Annotated in this window: 11 protein-coding genes; 6 read left to right on the forward strand and 5 right to left on the reverse strand. The window is 43.4% G+C overall.

Translation table 11 applies throughout. The features are described from left to right. The first annotated feature begins 9 nt into the window (after positions 1-9). Positions 10-4572, forward strand: a complete 4563-nt coding sequence (locus tag DC487_RS10020) for an efflux RND transporter permease subunit (RefSeq protein ID WP_116775837.1) — start codon at positions 10-12, stop codon at positions 4570-4572. Positions 4573-4692: 120 nt separating this feature from the next. On the opposite strand, the gene DC487_RS10025 is transcribed toward DC487_RS10020, so the two are convergent. Next, the gene (locus DC487_RS10025; RefSeq protein WP_239016358.1) at positions 4693-5901 is read right to left on the reverse strand and encodes a pyridoxal phosphate-dependent aminotransferase; all 1209 of its coding nucleotides are present in this window, start codon (positions 5899-5901) and stop codon (positions 4693-4695) included. A 95-nt stretch (positions 5902-5996) separates the two neighbouring features. Between DC487_RS10025 and DC487_RS10030 the strand changes: the two genes are divergently transcribed. After that, positions 5997-6986 (forward strand): bile acid:sodium symporter family protein, encoded by a 990-nt coding sequence (locus tag DC487_RS10030; protein ID WP_116775839.1) that lies wholly within the window; start codon positions 5997-5999, stop codon positions 6984-6986. Positions 6987-7017: 31 nt separating this feature from the next. Here DC487_RS10030 and DC487_RS10035 read toward each other — a convergent pair whose 3' ends face one another. Further along, a complete protein-coding gene (locus DC487_RS10035) occupies positions 7018-7686 on the reverse strand; it encodes a DUF4397 domain-containing protein (protein WP_165799066.1) in 669 nt (222 codons plus the stop codon). 235 nt (positions 7687-7921) lie between these two features. Here DC487_RS10035 and DC487_RS10040 point away from each other — a divergent pair, with 235 nt between their 5' ends. Both DC487_RS10040 and DC487_RS10045 read left to right on the forward strand, forming a co-directional pair. After that, on the forward strand, positions 7922-8425 hold the full coding sequence (locus tag DC487_RS10040) for a lipocalin-like domain-containing protein (RefSeq protein WP_116775841.1): 504 nt from the start codon (positions 7922-7924) through the stop codon (positions 8423-8425). A gap of 87 nt (positions 8426-8512) precedes the next feature. After that, on the forward strand, positions 8513-10426 hold the full coding sequence (locus DC487_RS10045) for an amidophosphoribosyltransferase (RefSeq protein ID WP_116776052.1): 1914 nt from the start codon (positions 8513-8515) through the stop codon (positions 10424-10426). Positions 10427-10447: 21 nt separating this feature from the next. On the opposite strand, the gene DC487_RS10050 is transcribed toward DC487_RS10045, so the two are convergent. Next, complete coding sequence (locus DC487_RS10050) at positions 10448-11047, reverse strand: HPP family protein (RefSeq protein WP_116776053.1); 600 nt, start codon at positions 11045-11047, stop codon at positions 10448-10450. 56 nt (positions 11048-11103) lie between these two features. Here DC487_RS10050 and DC487_RS10055 point away from each other — a divergent pair, with 56 nt between their 5' ends. Then, positions 11104-12447, forward strand: coding sequence for a neutral/alkaline non-lysosomal ceramidase N-terminal domain-containing protein (locus tag DC487_RS10055; protein ID WP_116775842.1), 1344 nt, complete (start codon positions 11104-11106; stop codon positions 12445-12447). 8 nt (positions 12448-12455) lie between these two features. Here the strand turns inward: DC487_RS10055 and DC487_RS10060 are convergent, their stop codons facing one another. After that, positions 12456-12749 carry a SelT/SelW/SelH family protein gene (locus tag DC487_RS10060; RefSeq protein ID WP_116776054.1) on the reverse strand — a complete coding sequence of 98 codons (294 nt, stop codon included), beginning with the start codon at positions 12747-12749 and terminating at the stop codon, positions 12456-12458. Between the two features lie 62 nt (positions 12750-12811). Between DC487_RS10060 and DC487_RS10065 the strand changes: the two genes are divergently transcribed. Next, positions 12812-13681, forward strand: coding sequence for a DUF808 domain-containing protein (locus DC487_RS10065; RefSeq protein WP_116775843.1), 870 nt, complete (start codon positions 12812-12814; stop codon positions 13679-13681). Here the strand turns inward: DC487_RS10065 and DC487_RS10070 are convergent. Continuing rightward, positions 13678-14559, reverse strand: coding sequence for a YitT family protein (locus DC487_RS10070; protein ID WP_116775844.1), 882 nt, complete (start codon positions 14557-14559; stop codon positions 13678-13680). The genes DC487_RS10065 and DC487_RS10070 overlap by 4 nt on opposite strands. Between the last annotated feature and the right edge of the window lie 83 nt (positions 14560-14642).

Below are 14642 nucleotides of genomic sequence, written 5' to 3' on the forward strand. Positions count from 1 at the left end.
GATCTAAGCATGTTTGAAAATTTCATAAGAAAACCAGTGCTATCGCTGGTTATATCCATATTTATTACCCTTTTGGGCTTGTTAGCCCTATTTACGATTCCGATTACGCAATTTCCGGATATTGTACCGCCATCGGTGGTGGTAGCCGCAAACTATACCGGTGCCAATGCCGAAGTAAGTACCAATGCCGTTGCGATTCCGCTAGAGCGCGCCATCAACGGTGTGGCCGGGATGACGTATATGAACTCCGTCACTACCAACAACGGTACGACACTAATTCAAGTATTTTTTAAAGTGGGTGTTGATCCCGATATCGCTGCTGTAAACGTCCAGAATAGGGTGACGACCGTATTGGATGAGTTGCCCGAAGAAGTAATCAAGGCCGGTGTAACCACCGAGAAAGAAGTCAACAGTATGTTGATGTATCTCAACGTTTTTACAGATGATGAGACGGCGGACGAACGCTTTATCTACAACTTCACCGACATCAACATTCTTAAGGAGCTGAAACGTATCGAAGGTGTCGGCTTTGCTCAGATCATGGGTATGCGCGATTATGCGATGCGTATTTGGGTAAAACCTTCACGACTGACGGCCTATGCGATCTCGACCGATGAGGTCATTGAAGCTTTGCGAAGACAAAATATCGAAGCCGCTCCCGGACAAACGGGTATTAGTTCGGATAAGATGGTCAATATGCAGCAGTATGTGCTGAAATATCCCGGTAAATTCTCGGAAATATCCGAATATGAAAACATTCCGATTCGTGCTAACGCAGATGGTACTATTATTCGAATCCGCGATGTAGCCAACGTAGAATTTGGCTCTCTGGATTACGAAATGATGTCCAAAACGGATGGCCGACCTTCAGCTTCTATCATGTTGAAACAGTTGCCAGGCTCCAATGCACAGGATGTAATCCAACGTGTAAAGGATAAAATGGCCGAACTGAAAGAATCTTCCTTCCCGTCTGGAATGACTTATACAATGGGTTACGACGTGTCTCGATTCTTAGATGCATCGATATCCAGTGTATTGAAAACCTTGGTGGAAGCCTTTCTATTGGTGTTTTTAGTGGTATTTATTTTCTTGCAGAATTTCCGTGCTACGTTGATTCCGATTCTAGCCGTACCAGTTTGTCTGATCGGAGCGATCTTCTTTATGCAGATGATGGGCTTCTCGATCAACTTACTCACTTTATTTGCTTTGGTATTGGCCATCGGTATTGTGGTGGATAATGGTATTGTGGTAGTCGAGGCGGTTTATGCTAAGATGGAAGAAGAACACATGCAACCTTTTGAAGCCACACTATCGGCGATGAAAGAGGTAGGATCTGCCGTAATTGCTATTACTTTGGTCATGTCTGCCGTGTTTGTTCCCGTCGCATTTTTGGACGGTCCTGTAGGTATTTTCTATCGTCAGTTTTCATTAACCTTGGCAGCAGCGATTGTCATTTCAGGGATCAATGCTTTGACCTTGACGCCGGCCTTGTGCGCAATTATGTTGCGCTCGCCACACGATAAGAAAGAGACGAACAATTGGTTGGATCGTTTTTTCAGAGGTTTCAACAAAGTGTATGATCGCATATCGGGCCGATACAAAAATCTCTTGATCAGAACCAGCGGTCGCCGTGCGATCACTTTAGGATTGTTGGTGATTTTCTTTATCGCCACTTGGGGCAGTAGTGCCATTTTGCCTTCTGGTTTTATTCCCACAGAAGATCAGGGAATGATCTACGTTGCTGTCACCACACCTGCGGGCGCCACGGTCGATCGTACAGAGCGTGTGCTTGACGAAGTCGATGAAATTGCGCGTGACTTGGATATGGTCGAAACGGTATCCACTTTGGCAGGTTACAGTATTATAACCGAGGTTTCAGGTTCGTCTTATGGTATGGGAATGATTAACCTGAAAGCCTGGGATGATCGAAAAGAATCTGTGAATGATGTAATCCGCATCTTGCAAGAAAAGACGGCGCATATCAGTGACGGGGTAATTGAGTTTTTCCCACCACCTACAGTCCCTGGATTTGGTAACTCATCGGGTTTCGAGTTGCGCTTGTTGGACAAATCCGGTAATGATGATTTGCAAGGAACGGCAGAAGTATTGAATACCTTTTTAGAAGACCTGGATGCAGATCCAGCTATTGAATCAGCTACGTCAACATACAATGTGAATTTCCCTCAGTACTTGTTGGAGATTGACTACGATTTGGCTGCTAAAATGGGTATTTCAGTAGAAAATGCCATGAATACCTTGCAGACGCTTATGGGAAGTTTTTACGCGACCAACTTTATTCGTTACGGACAGATGTACAAGGTGATGGTGCAATCCACCGCGCAATCACGTAGCCGTCCAGAAGATGTCTTGCAAATGCACGTAAAGACCAAAGATAATAGCATGGTTCCGTACTCCGCATTCATCAGGATGAAACGAGTCTATGGCCCGGAGCAGATTACCAGATACAACATGTTTAATTCGGCGATGATTACCGGACAAGCAGCAGCTGGATTTAGTTCCGGACAAGCCATCGAAGCGGTCGAAAAAGTAGCTGAATCATTGCCGCAAGGCTTTAGTATTGAATGGTCGGGGATGACCAGAGAGCAGAAAATATCCGGCAATCAGGCATTGTACGTTTTTGCCTTATGTTTGGTGTTCGTATACCTCTTATTATGTGCGCAATACGAGAGTTTCTTATTGCCACTGCCGGTAATTCTTTGTCTCCCAGCGGGTATTTTTGGAGCGTTTATCTTCCTAAAATTATTCGGACTGGAGAATAATATCTATGCGCAGGTCGCACTCGTCATGTTGATTGGTTTGTTGGGTAAGAATGCGATTCTAATTGTAGAATATGCCATCTTGAAGCAAAAACAAGGCGCGAGCATCTTAGATGGTGCAATTGAAGGTGCGGTTGCGCGTTTGCGCCCGATCTTGATGACATCTTTTGCGTTCGTTGCCGGATTAATTCCGTTGATGTTGGCTTCAGGCGCAGGTGCTTTGGGTAACCGTAGTATCGGTACTGCCTCTGTAGGTGGTATGGTGATCGGTACCTTGCTGGGTGTTATTATTATCCCTGGTTTGGTGGTTTTATTCTCCAAAAAACCAAAAGAAAAACGCGGTGCTACAGGTACTAAGATTATTGGAATACTAATTTTCTGTGGTTTGTTTATCTCTTCGTGTACCGTTCCTAAGAAAATGGCGAAGCCAGAGGAAATGGCTACACCTGCTTCCTTTAATGATGCTGCGGCCGATTCGGCCGAAAACTTGGCGCGCTTGCCGTGGCGAGAAGTTTTCAAAGATGAATTATTGGTATCCTTAATCGATACGGCACTCGTGCAAAATCGGGATTTACAGCAAGCCCTTCGCCGCATCGAGTCGGCACAAGCGTATTTCAAACAGCGCAAAGCAGCCTTATTGCCACAATTGGAGGCAGCGGCAGAAGCGGGATTAGTCAAATACGGTCATTATACCGAAGAAGGAATTGGTAACTACGATTCCAATTTTTCGGAAAACTTGACCGATAAAGAAAAAATTCCAGAGCCTGCTATACCCGATTATTTTGTCGGTCTGCGTTCCTCTTGGGAACTGGATCTTTGGGGCAAACTGCGCAATAGGCGAGAAGCAGCCTTTCAAACGATCTTGGCGGAAAATGAAGCCCGCCGCCTGTTGGAAACCGAATTGGTGTCTAACATTGCAGAAACGTACTATGAATTGATGGCGCTAGATCGTAAGGTCGCGGTATACGATGAAAATATCCAATTGCATGAAGATGTATTGGAGTTGATGCAAATACAAAAGGAATTCGGTAAAGCAACTGAGCTAGGCGTGCAGCAGTTCAAAGCATTATTGGCTGGTACGAAAGCAAGTCGTGCATTAGTAAAACAAGAGATCGTGATGTATGAGCATCACATCAATTCGTTGATCGGCCGTTTTTATCAGCCTATTGCGCGAGCAACGCAAGACAAATCGACTTGGCCACTCTTTGACACGCTGCAGGTAGGTACCCCAGATCAATTGGTAAACAATCGACCAGATATACGCTCAGCTTACTTCAGCATGTTGTCTTCGGCCAATGAGCAAGAAGCAGCCCGACTCAGCTTTTTGCCTTCGGTAGCGGTGAGCCCGTATTTAGGTTTGCAAAGTTTCCATTTGGATCAGTTGTTCAATGTAAATCGCTCGGTGACGTATGGTATTTTGGGTAGCGTCACGATGCCAATATTCAATCAGCGTAACCTGCAAACGCAGTATGCTATGATGCAAGCCAATTATGGCGTCGCATTTTTGGAATATGAGAAACGCGTATTGAATGCCTTCAACGAAGTATCTAACATTGTGCAAACGCAAGAAGCAATCGAAGATCGTGCGGTGCATGTGATTGACAATGTAGAAGCCTTGAATGCCTCAATCGATGCGGCAAACGAATTATTTTTCGCTGGTCGGGTGACCTATTTGGACATTTTTACGGCACAAAAAGAAGCCGTAGATGCGCAGATAAATGCCGTCAGCGTGATGAAAGAACGGGCAATCAATCAAATATTGCTCTATAAAGCACTGGGAGGTGGATGGCGATAACCTATTGACAAATACTACCTTATATTGTCTTAAATTAGGTAATATCGAAACGGCGGGTTCATCTGAACCCGCCGTCACCGTTTATACTATTTAAAAAGCACCGCAGTGCGGATTGATTTATTAATCAACCAATTTGCCAAGCGCCTCTTTGATACGGCGTAATGCTTCGCGTAAACTATCATCCGACGCCGCGTACGACAAGCGGATGTAATTGTTATTACCAAAAGAATCACCGCCAACAGTCGCGACATGACCTACATTTAATAGATACAAAGCCAAATCTGCCGAATCCTTAATCACATTGCCATTCGCATCTTTCTTGCCAAAGAATGAACTGATCTCTGGGAAGAAGTAAAAAGCGCCTTCTGGCAAGTTGGTTTTCACACCTGGGATATCTTGCAATAGATCGTATACTAATTGACGACGACGTGCAAAAGCTTCTTTCATCTCGTTCACGCTATCCAAGCCTTGTTCGTAAGCCATGATACCCGCACGTTGTGCGATCGAGCATGTTCCCGAAGTCGTTTGTCCTTGTAGTTTATCATTGGCTGCCGCAATTTCCTTGCTAGCCGCGATATATCCTAAACGCCATCCCGTCATCGCAAAAGCTTTCGAGAAACCATTCACGATAATCACGCGATCTTTGATCGCATCGAATTGCGCGATAGAAGCATGTGCAGTTCCAAAGTTGATGTGCTCATAGATCTCATCCGAGATAATGAAGATATTTGGATGTTTTTCAAAAACTTTCGCCAAAGCTGCTAACTCGTCCTGACTGTATACCGAACCTGTTGGATTACAAGGGGAGGAGAACATAAACAACTTGGTGTTTGGCGTAATCGCCGCTTCCAACTGCGCTGGCGTAATTTTGAAATCAGACTCAATCTCGGTATTGATAAAGACGGATTTACCTTCTGCCAAAGTCACCATTTCGGAATAAGAAACCCAATATGGCGTAGGGATGATCACCTCATCACCTGGATTGATCAACGTTAGGATCACATTAGACAATGATTGTTTCGCACCGGTAGACACGACAATCTGTGAGATATCGTAATCCAAATTATTTTCCTTCTTCAGCTTCTCTACAATAGCTTGGCGAAGATCCGGATAGCCCGGTACGGGCGAATAACGGGTAAAGTTTTCATCCAATGCCTTCTTTGCGGCTTCCTTCACGTGCTCCGGCGTATTGAAGTCCGGTTCACCCACGCTAAGACTGATCACATTGATTCCTTGTGATGCTAATTCACGACCTAATTTGGTCATTTTTAAGGTTGCTGACTCAGATAAATTATTTATCCTGTCTGATAGAAATGAAGTTGTACTCATGGTATTACAAATATATTACATAGTTTGCAGTATAAGGCCGACTTCCTTACAAATTTGTCATAATTACTATATTTGCCCTCCAACGCAAAAACAACATGAAATTAAAATTCGATCCCTTTATATTATTTCTATTTCTTTCCATCCTGATTGCTTATATATTCCCCGATTTGGTGCTGATACAAGAAGGACAGTTGGTAGAAACGGCCACCTCGGTAGGTGTAGCTTTGATATTCTTCTTTTACGGATTGAAACTAAGCTTCCAAAAAATCAAAGACGGCTTACAAAATTGGCGGTTGCATGTGGCCGTGCAGAGCTACACATTTTTACTATTTCCATTACTAGTATTGGCTTTCCGCCCACTGGTGCAGACAGCCTTACAGGAGCAATTTTGGCTTTCTTTCTTTTTCTTAGCAGCCTTGCCATCTACTGTTTCTTCTTCGGTGGTGATGGTGTCCATTGCCAAAGGCAACATTCCAGCCGCGATCTTTAATGCCAGTATCTCCGGACTTATCGGCGTGATCGTAACGCCGCTGTGGATGCAACTGTTTCTGGATTTTGGAGAGGTCGAAGTACTTGGAGATGTTTATTTAGGCTTGTTCAAAGAGATTATCCTTCCTGTTGTACTAGGTTTATTTTTACAACGTTTTCTTGGCGCTTGGGCTGCCAAATACAACAAAACACTTTCTAATTTCGACAAAGCGGTTATCTTACTTATTGTCTACAGTAGCTTTGCGGAATCTTTTGTTAGTGGTATTTTCGACACCATTGATAGCACGTATCTCCTTGCTGTCTTCGGCGGGACGGTTTGTTTATTCTTTGCGATCTGGTTTATGGTGGATATGATTAACAAGAAAGTGTTGAAGTTCAATCGGGCAGATCGTATTACGGCATTGTTTTGTGGTTCCAAAAAATCCTTAACCCATGGCAGCGTATTTGGAAAGTTTTTGTTTGTCAACAGTACTTCTGCGGGTTTGTATTTCCTACCGCTGATGATTTTCCATGCTTTTCAGATTTTGGTGGTCACCATTATCGCGCAGCGCTACCACAAGCAGGCAGAAGAAAGCGATGCTACTACGCTACACTAAGTAATAGCATCGCTTTCGGACTTCTTCAAGATTAATTAGAAGCCAATCGTAATGGATTAGCTGTATTTCCCTGCGTCCCTAGTAAGATTAATGTTCTATGAAAGCCTGCTCTGAGATCTATATTTTGCGAAGTAGCTAAAACATTCCCAGACTGGTCACGCACGGAATAGGTATAACTTCCTGCTTTTACTGGTACAAAGATCTGGCTTTCAGCAACAGAAGTTGCCGTTTCTTGACTACGGGGCGCAATATCTTCGATGACCTCATCGCCTTGATAGATTTGTACGCTTCCCACATTATTCGCCAAGTGAAGTAAGCGTACAGCCGCCGCAGCACCTAAATCTTGAAGTACGGAATCTTTCGTAAGAATTACTTTAGGCGCAGCTGCCGTACCAAAGGCAAAGCTAGAATAATAGGTATAAGGCTCGATTTTGAAAGTCGTGTCGACTAGATTCTGAGCTGCTGCACCCCTAAATGAAAATTGTCGATTTCCAATAGCAATATCGAAGCTTCTTGCTGTGGAATAATCGCCTGTATGAAAATTGTTACGATCCAATGCAAAAGTAAGGCGCGGCTCCTCGGTATAGGCGTTAATGACATTCAGCACCGCGAATGGTTGGCTGACATTATTGTCTTTCAAACAGCTACCGAACAGTACAATAATGAATAATATGAGTAGTGGATTGTGTATTTTTTTCATATCAGCGTACATTTTGATGCTTATTTTATTTTTTCAGTTGCTAAGTGAACGCTTTACCAATTACAGATGCTACATAACAGTCTCGAAATTTTTATCTGACATATAGTTGCATCTTCGGGTATGGTACAGCACATCATGTGGAAGTCATATAAAGTATTTTCAGCATACGGGTAAACTAATTCAAATAAAATTCCGTTATCTTAGGGCATAGACCATTTAATAAAGCCATCAAACTATGACATCAATAAAAAATGAATTGACAGGTTCATGGAAGTTGCTATCTTATATTGAGATATCCACCAATGGTGCTGATTCATTTTTCCCACTTGGAAATAACCCAAACGGCATACTAATTTATGCTGCGGATGGGTATATGTCTGTGCAGATATCTGGTACAGATGATAAAGATGAATCTTTATTAGAAGATAGTGTCAAATACTCCAACATCAACTATCGCAATTTTCTTTTTTTTAGCGGATCATACTATATAGACAATCGGCAAGCCACCGTGATTCACGATGTCATTACTTCCGTCACACCAGCACTGATCGGCAAAACGGTGGAACGTGACGTCACTTTCGAAGCTGATATTTTATATTTAAAGTCTACCAGACCCATTTTATCCAACGGAAAAATGGTGAATAGCTACATGACATGGCAGCGAATGGACAAGCCAGATCTCAGCCATCGGAAAGATCGACTCGCCGATAGAACTAGTCACAAAATCAGTATCCTCTAGTCTCAACTTTATTCCCGTGGTTTTACGCATTTTGTTTGCAGGATTATGTACAATAATTCTGTACCTTTGTCACTTCTAAAAGGAACTATGAGTGACGCAATAAAACACGAGTGCGGAATTGCCATGATCCGCTTATTAAAACCCCTCTCTTACTACCAAGAAAAGTATGGAACGCCCTATTATGGCATCAACAAACTGTATCTTTTGATGGAGAAACAGCATAATAGAGGTCAGGATGGAGCAGGAATAGCGACGATTAAGTTTGATGTAAAACCGGGTAACCGTTACATCTCACGATACAGAGCGATGGGATCTACCGCAGTAGCAGATATTTTTGAATATGTGCAAAAGAAATTTGCCGCAGTAAACAAAGCTTACCCTGAGCAATCCAAAGACCCACAATGGCTGAAGGACAATGTGAGTTTTACAGGAGAAGTATTGTTAGGGCACCTTCGCTACGGTACACACGGCAAAAATAGTATCGAGAGCTGTCATCCTTTTCTTCGGCAGAACAACTGGATGACCAGAAACTTGGTGTTAGCCGGTAACTTCAACATGACCAACGTAGATGAGCTACTCCAACAGCTTTACGATCTGGGTCAGCACCCGAAAGAGCAGGCCGATACGGTAACTGTTTTAGAAAAAATTGGTCATTTCTTAGATGAAGAAAATCAAGAATTATTCGATCAGGCCAAGCGCGACGGTTTTTCGAATATCGAAATAAGTGGACAGATTGGTAAAAACTTGGATGTTTCCAAAATTTTGACCCGCTCAGCCAAGACGTGGGATGGTGGCTATACCATTGCTGGTATTTTCGGTCATGGAGATGCTTTTGTGATGCGCGATCCGGCAGGAATTCGTCCAGCGTTTTATTACCAGGATGAAGAGGTACTAGTAGTGGCTTCGGAGCGTCCAGTCATTCAGACGGCGTTCAATATTCCATTGGGAAGTGTGCAAGAAATCAAACCGGGATATGCCTTGATCGCCAAAAAAGATGGCACGATCACGCAAGAAATGTTCCGCGAACCAGCCGTTCAGAAGTCTTGTTCATTTGAACGCATCTATTTCTCTCGTGGGTCGGATGCTGATATCTACAAAGAACGTAAAGCTTTAGGTAAATTGCTTTGTCCGCAGGTACTCAACGCCGTACAGCATGATATCAAGAATACCGTATTTAGTTTTATTCCTAATACGGCAGAAGTATCCTACTACGGGATGATGGAAGGCGTGCAAGAATACGTACGCAGACATCAGAAAGAAGTACTGTTGCAACGTGCTGATAAAATCTCGGACAAGGAATTGGACGATATGTTGAGCATTCAGCCTCGCTTTGAGAAATTGAATGTGAAAGATGCAAAATTGCGGACTTTCATTACACAAGATGCCGACCGTCAGGATATGGTACAGCACGTATACGACACCACGTATGGTATCGTACGCGATCACGAAGATACTATCGTCGCAATTGATGATTCTATCGTACGCGGTACCACATTAAAGCAAAGTATTTTGACGATCTTGGATCGCTTGAATCCAAAGAAAATCGTGATTGTATCTTCGGCACCACAGATCCGTTACCCGGATTGTTATGGTATCGATATGTCGAGAATGGGTGAATTCGTCGCTTTCGAAGCCGCAATTTCTCTTTTGAAACAGCGTGGATTGGCACATATCATTGAAGATGTATACCAAAAATGTTTGGCTTCACTGAACAAACCAAAAGACGAGGTAGAAAATTACGTGAAAGCGATCTACGAACCTTTTGAAGCGCAGGAAATATCAGACGAAATTGCGCGTATCATCAAACCACACCACTTAAATGCAGAAGTGGAGGTGCTTTTCCAAACGTTAGATAACTTACATATTGCTTGTCCAAACCATTTGGGAGATTGGTATTTCTCAGGAGATTATCCAACGCCTGGCGGAAATAAAGTTGTGAATCGCGCCTTTATGAACTGGATGGAAGGTAAAAATGTACGTGCTTACTTTAGCAGTAACTAATAACAAAAACGCTTTCAATCTTTAGGATTGAAAGCGTTTTTTGATTTGTCGGCGACGTGATCGTCTCAGCCGAGATCGTTTTACGGGGTAATGTCGCTTAGAAGTGATGTTGTTGAAGATCAGTGCCACGACCAAAAGAATGATAGATCCGGATAGCACAGGGCTAAGTACGTACAGATAACCCATACTGGATATTTTCGTGCCGCTCGCTACCGCAATCAACGCAGTCGCTCCGCCTGGCGGATGCAAAGTGCGTGTAAATTGCATAGCGACAATGGCAAAAGCAACCGCTAAGGGCGCGGTAATCCAGATGATGTCTGGACATATTTTACCCACGGTAACGCCTACTAAGGCAGAGACAACATGTCCGCCAACGAGATTGCGCGGTTGCGCCAACGGACTTTGAATAGCGCCATAAATCAATACACTGGATGCGCCGAATGAGCCGATTAAAAATATGCTTTCGAGGTGTGGCAATTGGAAGGATTGCAGCAAAGCAATGATTCCGATACCGATAAATGCGCCGAGAAATGACCAAAATTGTTCCTTAAAATCAACGAGGGTTTCTTTGTAGAATACGTAGCGATAAACCCTAAAATGCCTGTTAATACCTTTCTTCATGCTAACTGTGATTCGCTGTCCGAAATTAAGCATTGAAGAATCAAATACGTCCTTTTATGATGAAAAAAGCATTAAAAATATTCCTGATTACCGCGGTTTCGGTCTTCTTAATTCTATTTGCGTTGGTCGAGCGAATCGATCGTACACCAATGAACGAAACAGCACATTTTAAGACATGGAAAACGTTTATTAGCCAAAAGGAATTTGTTGAGCGAGATGGTGCGACGAAAGTAGGCTGGGCAAAAGTCAATATCACACCTTCCACATCCACGCCCATGGCGGGCTATGGCAATCGCTGGGGGAAGCATTATGAAGCGGTTCATGATTCACTTTATGTACGCGTCATCGCTGTACAAAATCCAAGCACTACGATTTATTTCCTCTCGGCGGATATGCTGATCATTCCACCCAATATTACCAATAGACTGGAAGCATTGCTTCAGAAAAACAACATTTCACTATCTAATGTGCATTTGAGCGCCACTCATACGCACCACGGACAAGGCGGTTGGGGACTAAAACTAGCTGGCAGGTTGTTCGCCGGAGCGTATGATGAAGACACGGAAATCAGACTTGCCAATCAATTCCACGATGCCATTGTGCAGTCTACAGCACAGCTAGAACCTGCACAGATTTATTTTGATGAGATCGAGGATACGGACAATATTCGCAATCGGCTTCCGGTAGAAGGTGGTCTGATAGATCCGTGGATTCGAAATTTGATATTTAAACGGGCTGACAGTACGCAAGCGGAATTAGTGACTTATGGTGCGCATCCTACCGTCCTGAACAGAAAATTCTTGCAGTTATCGCGTGATTATCCAGGTATGTTGCTTGATTCAATCGAAAACGAGAAAGGGCATTTCGGATTATTTATGGCCGGCGCTGTCGGAAGTATGGGCGCGTTGAGTGAGGGCGACTCTGACATTGCTTGGGCCAAAGGAATGGCGCATGGTTTATATTCAAACATGCAAGATAGAGAGCAAGATGGTTACCGACTATTAACTGATCAGCTCGTGAGCGACTATATAGAAGTACCAATGCCAGAGCAATCTGCACGGATTAGCTTAAGTTATGCTTTACGACCTTGGGTTTTCCGTACTTTCTTTGGGGCGTACCCAACCTACATAAAAATCACTAAGATCGGTGACGTTTTGATGCTGGGTATGCCGGCTGATTTTTCTGGGGAGATCATGACGGAGTTAGATCGTTACGCGCAAGAGCGCGGTCTACACTTGATGATCACGAGCTTCAATGGTGGATACATCGGATATATAACGCCAGACAAATGGTATGATACTGATCTGTATGAAACCACGACCATGTCTTGGAATGGCTTTCATTCGGGGGGCTATTTTACCCAAGTGGCCAAAGACATTATTGATAAGTTTGCGCAATAATACGCTGATCAATCTTGTTTATCGTCTTTTTTATCAGAGTGCCCCAATGATTTTTCTGGGTTGACCTCATCACGGATCAATTGTTTGAGCGCTTTGATTTCAGGAAATCCACCTTCCCGTTTACGATCATATACCACGCGCTCGTTAATACGGATCTGATATCTACCGCTTACGCCGCTTGGAATAAGCGTAACACCATGTACATCATCCACGAACGTGGTAAGTAATTCTTGCGCCATATACGCCGCTCGCAGCATCCATCCGCATTTCGGACAATATTCTATTTGTATCGTCGGTTTCATGATGACAAGATAGATTTTTCGCGAGATATTACCTACATTTAGTCCCAATATACATACTACCTATGGCTTCAGGATTTTTTGCAATATTAGATGATATCGGCGCGCTAATGGACGATGTCGCAGTAACCAGTAAGATCGCAACACGCAAAACAGCGGGTATTTTGGGCGACGATCTCGCGGTCAATGCCGAGAAAGCCACCGGCTTTTTGGCTAATCGGGAAATTCCGGTATTGTGGGCCATTACCAAAGGTTCGTTTATCAACAAACTGATTATCGTACCGGTGGCATTGCTATTGAATGCTTTCTTTCCAGTGGCTATTCAGGTGATCTTGGTTTTGGGTGGATTTTACCTAGCTTATGAAGGCGTAGAGAAGATCGTAGAATTCTTATTTCACCGCAAAAAAGCCGGTCACGAAGTCGTAGCGGAAGCAACTGTAGATGCGGCTGCCATGGAAAAGGCTAAAGTACGCTCTGCTATCACCACCGATTTTATCCTTTCTGTAGAGATTGTGATTATCGCGCTGGGTACAGTATTAGATCGTAGCACAACGATACAAGTCGTGACCGTTTCTGTTGTTGCGCTCTTGGCTACGATTGGCGTTTATGGAATCGTAGCTCTCATCGTGCGCATGGACGATGCAGGCTATCACTTAATCAAAAAATCGGATAACAAAGGATTCCGTGCGAAACTGGGCAATGTGCTAGTAAAAGCATTGCCGATTGTCATCAAAACCTTAGGCGTAATCGGTACCATAGCCTTAATCTTGGTTTCTGGCGGCATCTTCGTACACAATGTAGACTTCTTTCACGGCATACTGCCTAATCTACCAAGCATAATAACCGAAGTATTAATCGGTTTGATAGCGGGATTAGTTGCGCTATTTGCCGTATTCCTCGGCAAAAAGATCATGGGAGCATTTCGTAAAGCTTAGTGCTTTACGATTTCCTTGACGATTCCTCCCTGAGGTTCGCGCACAGTTTGTGTGAAGATAAATGCTTTGGGATCGATGGCATGTACAATATTGCGCAGTTTGCGTACTTCTAACCGGGTTACAATGGTGAAGATGATATCTACCTCTGTGCTATGCTCAAAAGATTCTTTCATAAAGCCACGTTCACCTTTATAAACCGTGATACCGCGATTCAACGATAATACCAGCGCGCGTTTCACTGCTTCACTATCCGAGGATACGATCGTTACACCCGTGTAGGCTTCAATACCTTCGATCACATATTTCGTGGTCTGGCTCGCGATTAGATAAGTTAGGATTGCGTATAGAGCTGTTTCGATCCCGATAAATGCGGCAGCGATAATGAATATAATCATATTCATCCCTAAGATGATTTCGGTAATGGTAAAGCTGCTTCGTTTGAAAGTTAGCAAGGCCAACACTTCCATTCCATCAAACGTACCGCCACCACGCATCGAAAGACCGATGCCAATTCCCATAAAAAAACCACCGAACATCGCCACTAAAAGACGATCGTGCGTAAGTTCTGGAAAGGATAGGAAATGCATGGTCAAAGCAATCAAGATGATTGTTAAGCTACTGCGTATCGCAAAATTACGACCTACTTTAGCAAATGATAACACGATAAACGGAATGTTTAGCAAGACTAATACAATGCCCAGATTCCAACCGTACACTTCATGTAATAATAACGATATTCCGGTGACTCCGCCATCCAGGAAGTGATTAGGAACCAAAAAACTTTTAAGCGCAAAACTAGCCGATAAGACACCCAATATTAGAAATAGAACATCATAAATAGTGAAAAGCGAACCATGTTTTTGGGAAGAAGAAGACATAATAGACTAAAGCAATTGTTGGTGTAGTTTTGTTATTAATTAGGCTGCAAAGCCGCAGGCCAAATATATCATTATCTTTCACT

The organism is Sphingobacterium corticibacter, from assembly GCF_003076635.1.
Classification (GTDB): Bacteria; Bacteroidota; Bacteroidia; order Sphingobacteriales; family Sphingobacteriaceae; genus Sphingobacterium; species Sphingobacterium corticibacter.

Bases quoted from the DNA above. Each gene is read 5' to 3' on its own strand.
- DC487_RS10020 (WP_116775837.1), top strand. From the start codon at position 10: ATGTTTGAAAATTTCATAAGAAAACCAGTGCTATCGCTGGTTATATCC.
- DC487_RS10025 (WP_239016358.1), bottom strand. From the start codon at position 5,901: ATGAGTACAACTTCATTTCTATCAGACAGGATAAATAATTTATCTGAG.
- DC487_RS10030 (WP_116775839.1), top strand. From the start codon at position 5,997: ATGAAATTAAAATTCGATCCCTTTATATTATTTCTATTTCTTTCCATC.
- DC487_RS10035 (WP_165799066.1), bottom strand. From the start codon at position 7,686: ATGAAAAAAATACACAATCCACTACTCATATTATTCATTATTGTACTG.
- DC487_RS10040 (WP_116775841.1), top strand. From the start codon at position 7,922: ATGACATCAATAAAAAATGAATTGACAGGTTCATGGAAGTTGCTATCT.
- DC487_RS10045 (WP_116776052.1), top strand. From the start codon at position 8,513: ATGAGTGACGCAATAAAACACGAGTGCGGAATTGCCATGATCCGCTTA.
- DC487_RS10050 (WP_116776053.1), bottom strand. From the start codon at position 11,047: ATGAAGAAAGGTATTAACAGGCATTTTAGGGTTTATCGCTACGTATTC.
- DC487_RS10055 (WP_116775842.1), top strand. From the start codon at position 11,104: ATGATGAAAAAAGCATTAAAAATATTCCTGATTACCGCGGTTTCGGTC.
- DC487_RS10060 (WP_116776054.1), bottom strand. From the start codon at position 12,749: ATGAAACCGACGATACAAATAGAATATTGTCCGAAATGCGGATGGATG.
- DC487_RS10065 (WP_116775843.1), top strand. From the start codon at position 12,812: ATGGCTTCAGGATTTTTTGCAATATTAGATGATATCGGCGCGCTAATG.
- DC487_RS10070 (WP_116775844.1), bottom strand. From the start codon at position 14,559: ATGTCTTCTTCTTCCCAAAAACATGGTTCGCTTTTCACTATTTATGAT.